14 protein-coding genes are annotated in these 10,410 nt (G+C 45.7%); 11 read left to right on the top strand and 3 right to left on the bottom strand.

Annotated elements, in window-relative coordinates:
• The 3 genes from ACFSW5_RS26070 to ACFSW5_RS26060 all read right to left on the bottom strand — a co-directional run.
• Positions 1 to 595: ankyrin repeat domain-containing protein (locus ACFSW5_RS26070; protein WP_379280478.1), on the bottom strand; the 595-nt coding region annotated here is incomplete at its 3' end.
• 21 nt (positions 596 to 616) lie between these two features.
• Entirely contained in the window at positions 617 to 811 is a 195-nt protein-coding gene (locus ACFSW5_RS26065) for a hypothetical protein (RefSeq protein ID WP_379280476.1), read from the bottom strand.
• Positions 812 to 896: 85 nt separating this feature from the next.
• On the bottom strand, positions 897 to 2,669 hold the full coding sequence (locus ACFSW5_RS26060; protein ID WP_379280473.1) for an S-layer homology domain-containing protein: 1,773 nt from the start codon (positions 2,667 to 2,669) through the stop codon (positions 897 to 899).
• Between the two features lie 313 nt (positions 2,670 to 2,982).
• Between ACFSW5_RS26060 and ACFSW5_RS26055 the strand changes: the two genes are divergently transcribed.
• From ACFSW5_RS26055 to ACFSW5_RS26005, 11 genes are all read left to right on the top strand, one after another.
• A complete protein-coding gene (locus tag ACFSW5_RS26055) occupies positions 2,983 to 3,342 on the top strand; it encodes a helix-turn-helix domain-containing protein (protein WP_379280471.1) in 360 nt (119 codons plus the stop codon).
• 568 nt (positions 3,343 to 3,910) lie between these two features.
• A complete protein-coding gene (locus ACFSW5_RS26050) occupies positions 3,911 to 4,378 on the top strand; it encodes an antirestriction protein ArdA (protein ID WP_379280469.1) in 468 nt (155 codons plus the stop codon).
• A gap of 386 nt (positions 4,379 to 4,764) precedes the next feature.
• Positions 4,765 to 4,941 carry a hypothetical protein gene (locus ACFSW5_RS26045; RefSeq protein WP_379280467.1) on the top strand — a complete coding sequence of 59 codons (177 nt, stop codon included), beginning with the start codon at positions 4,765 to 4,767 and terminating at the stop codon, positions 4,939 to 4,941.
• 61 nt (positions 4,942 to 5,002) lie between these two features.
• Entirely contained in the window at positions 5,003 to 5,182 is a 180-nt protein-coding gene (locus ACFSW5_RS26040) for a hypothetical protein (RefSeq protein WP_379280465.1), read from the top strand.
• A 113-nt stretch (positions 5,183 to 5,295) separates the two neighbouring features.
• Positions 5,296 to 5,898, top strand: a complete 603-nt coding sequence (gene radC / locus ACFSW5_RS26035; protein ID WP_379280462.1) for a RadC family protein — start codon at positions 5,296 to 5,298, stop codon at positions 5,896 to 5,898.
• Between the two features lie 88 nt (positions 5,899 to 5,986).
• Positions 5,987 to 6,256 carry a hypothetical protein gene (locus tag ACFSW5_RS26030; protein ID WP_379280460.1) on the top strand — a complete coding sequence of 90 codons (270 nt, stop codon included), beginning with the start codon at positions 5,987 to 5,989 and terminating at the stop codon, positions 6,254 to 6,256.
• Positions 6,257 to 6,298: 42 nt separating this feature from the next.
• Complete coding sequence (locus ACFSW5_RS26025; RefSeq protein ID WP_379280458.1) at positions 6,299 to 7,087, top strand: hypothetical protein; 789 nt, start codon at positions 6,299 to 6,301, stop codon at positions 7,085 to 7,087.
• Between the two features lie 373 nt (positions 7,088 to 7,460).
• Positions 7,461 to 8,366 carry a hypothetical protein gene (locus ACFSW5_RS26020; protein WP_379280452.1) on the top strand — a complete coding sequence of 302 codons (906 nt, stop codon included), beginning with the start codon at positions 7,461 to 7,463 and terminating at the stop codon, positions 8,364 to 8,366.
• Positions 8,363 to 9,187: a hypothetical protein gene (locus ACFSW5_RS26015; protein WP_155618369.1), complete on the top strand. Its 825-nt coding sequence runs from the start codon at positions 8,363 to 8,365 to the stop codon at positions 9,185 to 9,187. Before ACFSW5_RS26020 ends, ACFSW5_RS26015 begins: the two co-directional genes overlap by 4 nt.
• A gap of 223 nt (positions 9,188 to 9,410) precedes the next feature.
• Entirely contained in the window at positions 9,411 to 9,998 is a 588-nt protein-coding gene (locus ACFSW5_RS26010) for a recombinase family protein (RefSeq protein ID WP_379280448.1), read from the top strand.
• Entirely contained in the window at positions 9,995 to 10,279 is a 285-nt protein-coding gene (locus ACFSW5_RS26005) for a transposase (RefSeq protein ID WP_379280445.1), read from the top strand. Before ACFSW5_RS26010 ends, ACFSW5_RS26005 begins: the two co-directional genes overlap by 4 nt.
• Positions 10,280 to 10,410 lie beyond the last annotated feature (131 nt).

Genomic DNA, 10,410 nt, shown 5'->3' with positions numbered 1-10,410 from the left:
GCAATGCCTCTTGGTTATACGTCATTTTGGCCAGCATGACTCCTTGATTTGGGTCTGCACCGCTCTCCAGCATCAATCTGACAATGTCGAGTTTGTCATACATGATCGCGAACTGAAGACCGCCGTTGATATCGGCCCCGTGCCGAATCAATAACTCCACTGCTTTTATTTGTCCCCTCTCGATTGCATCTTTCAGTGCATATGGATCATCAGCAACATTTATGCCCGCTTCAATCAATAATTGAATGACCGGCACCGGATCAACAACGTAATTTATGGCGATAGATAGATTGCCAACGAGTATCTTCTCCCCGCTTCCGTAGTTCGCTTGCTCATTCGGACTGGCACCATGGGCCAGAAGTTTTCTTATCATGTTTAGATCGCCGTTTCTAACAGCAAGATTTAGCGGTGTGTACGCAGAATCGGTATGTACATTCGGATCAGCTCCGAGTTTCAACATCCAGTCCACCATGTTCATGTTTTGTTCGTTGACTGCGGATAACAATAATCGTTCCTTTGGCATAAGTTTCAGGATCATTACGACAGCAATGCAACACACAAACAAAGACAACACGATTTTTGTAAACAGCTTCACTGGTTGACTTTCTTTCGATACTTAGTAGTAACCAGCTCGCATTTTGTCTTCGATACTGGTCGCAATCACAAGCAAAATGACGCCGACAACCAAAATAATAAATCCGATTCCGATTTGTGTTCTCTTCTTCTTTCTAATCGAAGCAATGATATGTACAATGCCGGAAACTTCCGAAACAGCACCTATGATTTTTAGCAATAATGCCAAGGTTGCCATTGAATGTACCTTCTTTCGTATGTTTGGAGTGGAGTCACAATGTAAATAGAGGGAGCACGCCGGCTCCCGCAGATTGATCAGAAAACTACAAATTGATGCGGCGAATCGCTTTATTGTCGTCATCATAAACAATGACGTTACCGTTGCTGTCAAAACTTAATTGACTGATTTTTTGGATCGGATTGCCATCGTTGTAGATCAGGTCTTTGCCGTCAATGAAGACAGACCATTTTCCATCTGTAGTCAATTCGTAGATCGTTGTGCCGCTGGATATGTAGAATTTACCGTTACAGACGGTGACGGAATCGAAAGTGATGCTGTCAAAGGAAACAACCGTCTCCACTTTACGAGGGAATAGCTGAATTTTGGATAAGGTGCGATTACCGGTATCAAAGATAAAAATATCATTATTCGTAACAATGGCTTCAACACGGCCAGTTAAATCTACACCTGTTTTATCTCCGGCATTAGCGATAATTGAGGAAGCACCGCCGAGAGTGGCTTGGTAAATGACATCGCCGCTTCCAAGTTGCTGTTTGTAGAAAATCGTTTGTTCATCTGTAAATGAAATGAATTCATGGGTATCATAAACGTCTCCATAGCTGCCGGAAAGTCTGTCAAAAGTGTAAGCCGCCATTTGTATAGCCGGACTGACTTCATAAATCGTATGAATGTTGTAATAATCAGAAGAATAATTGGACGGTTTAATCAATACATTTCCTGACACATACAGCTTGTTGCTTGCAAGATTATACGCAAGCTTGATCGGAGTGAATTGTGAATAATCGTAATGCGTTACGTTTTGGCCGTCCGCCACATAATCCCAGTTGAATTGGTTATTGACAATCTTGAACGTTTCGACCATACCATTTGATTGATTGAATTTCCGTATTTTTTTGTTGCGGGAATCAAGGAAAAATACATTATCGTCCTTATCCAGCACCATGCTGTCTACCGCGTTGATTTTCGCTAGGCGTACAGGCCCGTCCACATCCCCTTGACCATTGCCGCCAACAAGCGTATCCACGCTGAATTTCGCCGCCTGCGACGGCTGTTGCGGATGGCTCGGCGTTGACGGATTCGTTGTCGGCGAAGCCGGTTGTGTTACCGGCGGCGTAGGTGTTGTTGGGGTTGTCGTCGATTGGTCGCCCCCTCCGACGCCTTTGTTGTCGTTGCCATACATGAATGCCCGCCACAGCAACGCGGCGGCTTCGGCCCGGGTGATGCTGTTTTGCGGACGGAACGTTTCATCGGGATACCCAGAAACAAGACCGTTCTCAACAGCGATGGCAACGTAGTCCTTCGCACTTTCCGAGATGCCCTCGTAATCCTTAAACATCGCTTCAATGATGGAACGATTCGCTAAACGGGCGGCATCGTACCCCTTCAGTTTGACGATGGCGACGGTAATATCTTCCCTCAACGCCGGTGCTGTCGGATTGTAGATGTACTCACCGTTTGCCGCCCTGTAACCGGTAAGGTAGTCTTTGGCGGTCTCAATCCAAGGCGAGTACCAGTCCGTTACCTTTACGTCGCTGAATGACGAATAGTTGACTTTTTTCGCTTGCAAACCAGCCGCTTTGACAATGATCGTTGCAAATTCAGCACGGGATATTGTGTTATCCGGACGAAACTTATGATCCGGATAACCTTCAAGCACTTTCTTGTTCACCATTTCTGCGATATATTTATACGCCCAATGGGTGTTCGGCAAATCGGTAAACGATACTGTCGGCGTATTCTGCGGCATGTTCTGAAGCTCTTCGCCGTATTCAACAGGAGCCGCAAACATCGTTCCGGTCAGGGTGAATATCATGAGGATTGCTATTAGTGCAGATGCGATTTTCTTATGTACCATTTTCATTCCTCCGTAAGCTATGAATCTACTGAAAAAACAGGGCTACATTATCAATGGACTGAAGGATAGGATAGTAGCGTAGGATGGGCATCATGGCTATCTTTTCTCCTTGTCCCTTTGAACATGGTTCACATTCATCTCTCATTTCGGTTGCTGATATATGTCCCCCCCTTGATAGAAATTGTAGAATCTTGGCAGATGTATCCAAGGCAATTATACAACAAACTTCACTTATCAGTGTAGTATTACTGTCACTATGTTAGGATAAAAGTCACAATCACACTCTACTAAGCTGAAGTAGAGGTGATACATAATGGATTTCAAGCAAATGGTAGGTGAACAAATCCGCAAGATTCGAAAGTTAAGAGGTATGACGCAGGAGCGTCTGGCGGAACAATCCGGCCTTAGCTTCAGCTATATAAGTGATGTTGAACGTGGAACCCGCAATATATCGCTGGAATCGTTGGGCAAGATTATCAATGCTTTGGGTGTAAGGCCCGCTCAACTATTTGAGGATATAGATGAAATAACGGAACATTCCGGGAATGGCGAAATACAAAACAAGATCGAAGACTTGATCACTTTACTGAGTGAGCGTCAAATTGAAGAAGTGGACTTTGTTCTGACGTTGGCCCGTGAATTTCTAAACACCATTGATCGGAAGAACCGTTGAAAATATCGTATGCACAGCATTAATCGGCCCTATATAGAGGAAAAATGATATACATTTTCCGGCGGCACCCCCATGCATAATTGAAGGCAGGGGGCCTGCCGTTTCATGCCCTACCCGGTTGCATAGGACTGTTGTCTGCTCATTTGGCAGATAGCAGTCCTTTTTTGTTTTTCAGGCGATAAAAACCGTTTTGACAGCGAGGACACAGCGGCAAGGTGAGAGGCTTGCCAAATCACAAAGAAAGGAGGTGCTACCATGCTTCGGAAGCGATTATCGTTGATCAGAATTGCCGTTTTGGGAAAAAACCTTCATGACGGTAATCAGCGAAGTTCAGTCAATACCCAATCATTCGACAACGGCAAAGTGAAATGTGATGACTGCGGAAAGGTTTTGGATGTATAGGAGGGAGAGGACATCTTTGTTGATGCATTTGTTTGTTCCGTGCCCGAATCCAGAGTGGTATGCAGTGAGTACTATGTGAAGTACGACAAGCTTTTGCCCCGCCGCTGAACACTAACTGAAATTGATGGCTTTATGTTGAAAAAACAATAAGAAAGGAAGATGCAGAATGTTGATCAACGTGTATATCGCCAATCTGGCGAAGTACAACAAAGGGAAACTGGTTGGCCGTTGGGTCACGTTGCCGATGGAACGGCATGAACTGGAGCAATGCATCCGGGATGTGCTTGGCAAAGATGAAGAATACGCGATTCATGATTATGAATCTCCCTTTGCCATAAATGATGACATGAAGATATTGAGCCGTTACGACGACAAGCTGGTTGCGGCACTGTGTGAATGTATTGGCAATCATGATGAGGTGATTCAGGCATTGCAGGCCGGGGAATTCATCGTGTACTACGACATAGATGATTTGGCCGACGTTGCGGAGCAGATGGTGGAAGAAGGACTGTTCGGCCATGTGCCGCCGTCGCTGATGCCATATCTGGACTACGGCAAGATCGCCCGGGATCTACAGCATGACGGATGGTATCTGAGCCGTCAGTTGCGGATTGCCGTGCGGTTGCAGTCATAACAGCCTGACATTTAATTCAATATCGCAGATTTGCCTGCTTGAATCAAAGCGGGTTATTTGTCGTGGGCATTTAACAGTGAAAATCGCCGGTTGTGAGAGTGCCGGAACATGGAAGGGAGGTGAACGCAAATGGTTGTACGCAGGGGTTTGCCGGATGAATTGCAGACGTTATTAAAGCGGCTGGTCGCCAACGGCAGTGTACGAATCGCGGGCACATTGCTGTACGCATGGTTCAGACGCTGTTGGGAACTCGACGATGAGACAGCGGCTTATTACATGCGACGATACTTTGAAAAGTATTTCAGCCGTCAACTCCAATCTCATCGGAAACACGCAGATGCAAGGTAATTGTCGGTTCCAGATTAAGACAAGGAGGTGAAACGAAGATGAATTATCAGGCGTTCAAACGCAACAGCCAGAAGGAATATCTCGGTTACTGTGAACTGAAGGGCTTTGTATACAGCGTGCAGATCGACAGTGACAAATACGCTGTCGTTGCCCTGAAGAACGGGCAAGTTGAAGTCTTGATCACGTACCGCGTGAAGCACGAAGTATCCGTCTGATGTTGCTTTGATGGGAAACGATGGACGGATTTTTTATTCCATGTTAAGGAGGTGAGGACACATGGATCGTCTGCAAACGCTTCAGAAGCAGAAGCAATTCTGGCTGTCGGTGAAACGCATGTTGGACAAGGATGCACCGATGCACACCGAAGAAGGCATGCAATATGCCCGTGTGCTTACCAAGCTGGTGCTAATTGAGCTGGAGATCGAACAGATCGAAAAAGAAAAAGCCGCCCGGTAAACGGAGCGACTAAAAAGAAAATAACTTGCTTTCATCTTATCTCAATTGAATCCAATCTCGCAAGAGGGAGGCCTTCGCGGCTTCCCTTTTTGCATGTTCAGGAGGTTATTACATTGAATCATTACGATACCATCAAGAACTTGTTTGCTCAAACATTGGCCGAGCGTCCGGGTTCCTACATTGTTGAGGAGCTTTTCTCCCGCTATCCCTCGATTGCTGACCTGATGTCTGTCACAGAACAAGAGTTGATGCAAATCAAAGGCATCGGCAAAGTCCGGGCAAAACAAATCCTGGCCGCACTCGAATTGGCAAGAAAGCTGAATGTGCCTGTCGAGTCTCAGTACATTATTCGGAGTCCCCGTGACGCTGCCAACCTTCTCATTCCCGAAATGCGGTATTTGCAATGCGAGCATTTTGTCGTTCTGTTTCTGAATACCAAGAATGGTGTGATCGCAAGAGAAACAATATCAATCGGCAGTCTGAATGCTTCTATCGTTCATCCGCGTGAAGTGTTCAAAGCGGCCATCAAACGGAGCAGTGCTTCTATTATCGCGGCTCACAACCATCCCAGCGGCAATCCAACTCCTTCTTCAGAGGACATTCAGATTACTAAACGTCTTGTGGAGAGCGGTAACATCATCGGAATTGACGTGCTGGATCATGTCATTATCGGCGGTGATCAGTTTTACAGTTTGAAAGAACATGGATTGATTTAGCATTACACAACGTGGTGTTGCCGGTCAATGCAGATCGGCGGCACCGCGTTTTGTATTATCCAATTATGTTTGAGAGCGAGGGGAAAATATGCACCGCAGACAATGGCTTGCCGCATACGAGAAACTGGTTCTACTTTCCGATGAATACAGCCAACGAATTGCAACATGCAAGGAAATCATGGAGGTTGTGATTGGCGGCGTTTACGGCAGTCAAGTCAACTGGCATAAGGAGACGCTTTCTGAGGTCATTTCGGCCATTTTGGACATTCATTACAGCCTTGAATTGAAATTACGGTTAATCGAAGCGGAGAAGGCGTTTCTTGCCCGGCTGATTGACCGAAATCGTGAAAATCATTAATTCGATCATCTTCATTTCATGATACACAGGAGGACAACAGAGATGAGCATACATGCACAAAAGTATTCGTTGCTAGCCGAATCCGTTTCAAAAACACAGAAAGTCATTCCAACAATGCTGGCGGTTCGCACGTTAAAGTCCGATGTTCTGGTGGATCACCCGAGCCCGGCAGACTCACTGGCAGATTCGGTCCAGTGCATTTCATCCATAACTGGCGACTGTTTTGAAATTCGACTAATACGGAGACTTGCTCGGGAACAGCTGATTCGGATGACTTATTTTGCTCAATCATTGGAGATGAAATGCAGTTGGAAAACAGCGGCCTTTGCCAAAGAAAAAGCATCCCCGCCGTGCAGTTTTCTTATTGATCATCATCAGCGAATGCTGTATGTGGGTGTTGAAGTGCTTTATCAAAGCCATGAAGTTGTGCTTAATCTTGCCAAACATATTATAGAGTATCTATCCATTGCCTCTGATGGCCAAAACACGCCCTCAGAGGGCTCTTTTCATTTGGTAAATGATAGACTGCTGATCGGCCATACGGCCTCGGTCACCCTCATTCTTGACCGTGAAAAAGGATTACGTTTCCCGTCAATGGTTGCCCTGTCCGCCAAAGAGAGGATAGTCCATATTGCTACGGTCGGGGATGAGATCTACATTCGCTCAGCTTTGTGGCGGCTGTTTCATCAGTCTTATGAACCATTGCCATGTTACTCCTACAACGTTGAAATTGATCGAGACGCAGTATCTTATTTCATTCCTCTGCCGCTAAATGTGTTGTATGTGCTGAAATGCGTTCCGAAGATGACATTTAACGTATGTGCAATCTGATCCTTATGCCTGAAAGGTATGCATAGCCCGATGACAGGAAGATAGGCCGCTCGCTTACGCTCGCGGCCCGCAGTCAAAATCCACCCCACCGCCCCATGAGGGGCCCGCAAGGACTACCGCCCTTGCAACCCGTCACTCGGCGTGAGCCGTCCCTTAGCTAACCGCTAAGGGCTGATATAAGTGTCGGCTGTTGGAATCGCTCGTCAAGGCTGAAGCAAGCTCGGCTCCGCCTCGGCCTTGACGGCTTTCTGCTGCTCAAATAGATCAACCTGCGGTGTCCTGGCTTTGAACCCGGGATTTATAATGAGGAGCTTTAACATGTTAACGGAAACAAATACAATTGGAGAAGAGAGGTTAGCAACGGAGGATGGTTATGGCTATTCAAATTCAAAATTTGAGCACTTTGCTCGTAAAAAGTACGGCAGGCCCACAATTTGATATACAACCGCAATGGTTCATGGTGCAACGAAAAATCATTTCGGAAGTGTACCCTGATTTTCCGAACCCTGATATTTTTCGGATTTACCTGTACCTGTGCAAGCACTTTGATCAAAAGGACAGGAAGTTTAAGAGATCGAAGGAAGCAATCTGCATTGATTTGAATTACGCAAACATGAACCCTGGGGCTACACGATTGATGAATTATCCGCCGGAAGTTACTGCAGCACTTACTTGGCTTGAGGATAATGAATTTATCGTTAGAACGAACACCAGCAAACACCAGCCTTTTCAATGTGAAATTCTGCCAGTTCCTGATTTTCTGCAAAGCAGCAACAGATTTATCGGAATGAAAAATATGGCGTATGAATGGTTTTCGCTCAAAAACAATAACCTTGGATACATCATGGCTCCAAGGCAAGCGTTTGACGACAGTATACTTAAAAGCTCTCCTTCAGTACGGAAGACATGGACAGACCGTAAGTTGAAGACCTTGTTGTTGCTATACGCACATACTTGGCTGGAGTATTTCGGCGGGATTGACCCTGAAATGGTTTCAATAGAATCTAACGGTATGTTAAGGCTGTCTAAATGGTTCTGTTGCAGTCTGAAGAGCTCGGAGAAAGAAATAGGCAGTGTCATCAACTGGTTTATCGCAAACGGACTGCTAAAACCGGTAGAGTGTTATTTCGTCAAGGGCATTTACTACGGAGATACAGGCCGTTGCCAGTCTCCTGCACAGCAATATGATGTCAAGATCGTTTTGCGTCCGTACTATCTGATTCAGCACAAAATCGAAAGCAAACTTATGAAGCGGAAGAAAGGCAGGATGATTCTATGACGGTAAGCATGAAGAACCTCTCCGTTACTATTGGCAATCAACTGGTTCAGATTCAACATGACGGCGTTTCTCAAATCACAATAATGGACGAACCGCTGGGTGAACCTTATGAGCATAAGAAACGCAGGGTAATGAACGACGAAGTACACTTGCTTCAAAACCTACCGATGATGGATTTTCAGGAAAAGATCGCCATGCTGTTTCGCGGGCCTCTTACCTATCAAGGGTTTCGGCTTCCCGTTTCTAGTGTTTTTGAAGTGGAGATTGAAGTGGCTTCTTGCCGCAGGCTGGATGAGCTTCCGTTGTTGTCAGTGATGAAGTCTGTAATAGACGGCTTGAACATGGAGATCGTTGCAAACGATCAATTGATTTTTGCGAGTACGATAGAGTATAAGAATCTTAAAGTCAAACCGTCACCCACAAAACCGCCTGATTTGCTCTCCGTAGCATTATTCGAACGTATCAGCAATAAGAGAAGATTGGTTCATGCTGTGGATGACGTGCCGATCTATGTCGTACCCAAACAGGAACCGTTGTTTTTTGACTACGACAACGATGCACAATGGTCTTTTGATGTTGACGACCGGCGTGACAGCATAGCAGATGCTCTCCATGCGGACGGCATGAGGATTGCGGCTGGCGGCCCAATCAAGCTGACCATGAACTTTGAGGGAAGAGTTAAAGACAAAGACCTCGACAACATGGCAAAGGTGTATTTCAAACTGCTGGAGAAGCTGGGACTTCAAGCTCAGGATGTTCACAGCATTCATTTGACCAAGGAGGAAGCAACCAAGAGCTGTATACGGATATCACTGAACTGAGGAAACGCACAGAATTCGTGTAAACCCTTGAAACTACTAGGTAGAAGCAAGATATTCTACGTACAAACCTACCAACATATCACAGAGGCCTCTGCCGAAGTAATATAAAAATCAATATATCGTATAGCCTGCTCGATCCTTTTGTGGGATCGGGCTTTTTCTTTTACAGGGACTATACAACGGTGAGATGCGTTGTAAAATACGATGAAAGGAGATCGATTCAATGAAGGTAGTAACTTATCTTCGAGTCTCGTCAGAACAGCAAGCAGAGCGTGAACTGTCCATCCCCGCTCAAAGGGAAGCATTGCAACGGTATGCGAAAGAACATGGATGGAACATTGTCGGTGAATTTGTGGATGAGGCGAAATCGGCAAAAACTGCAGACAGACCGAACTTCCAACGGATGATTGCCGCCGCACAACTGCCGGATAAGCAATTTGAAGCGATTCTCGTTCACAAGTTTGACCGCTTTAGCCGCAACCGGGCGGATCACGTTGTCTACAAAGCCCTGCTAAAGAAGCAAGGTATTATTGTTTTATCGGCAACAGAACCTACAGAGCCAGACACGCCCCACGGCGTTCTGCTTGAAGGTATGTTGGAAGTCATTAGTGAATTCTATAACGTCAATCTGAAGCATGAGACACTAAAGGGAATGCGTGAGAACGCGGCACAGGGATTCCATTGCGGCGGAAGAGTGCCGTTTGGCTATCGCCGTGTCCAGAGGGGAAGTAAGGTGATGATGCTAGACTTAATAGTAGACACAGATTACACTGATGAAACGACAACTATCGGAGGACTGTGTCAAAGATGAAAAAGCCACTTTATGACGATGAGTACAAAAAGAAGACAGTTCAGTATGTCAAAGAAAGCGGGAAGGCGGTGGCGGAGGTAGCCCGCGAACTGAAGATAAAGGACAATACCTTGTACGGTTGGATGAAGAAGTTTGGTAGCGAGCCGGAAATCGTTCAAAATCAAGTGTTTAAGTCCGAAAACCATCAGTTACGGGAACTGCAAAAGCAAATCCGTGAGTTGCAAGAGGAGAACGAAATCTTAAAAAAGGCAATGCACTTCTTCGCGAAAGACCGTCGGTAAAATATTCATTCGTCCACGAAAACCGCTCCGAGTACCGACTGGAGAAGATGTGCAAAGTAATGAACGTTGGACCTCTGTCAAGATAGTAGACACAAATTTTATCGATTTACCGTATTAAAGTAGAATTTTCG

The sequence above is a fragment of the Paenibacillus thailandensis genome (assembly GCF_042685365.1).
In the GTDB taxonomy this organism is placed as follows: Bacteria; Bacillota; Bacilli; order Paenibacillales; family Paenibacillaceae; genus Paenibacillus_AP; species Paenibacillus_AP thailandensis.
The sequence above is the reverse complement of the archived record's forward strand: the minus strand, read 5'-3'. Positions and strand labels throughout refer to the sequence as shown.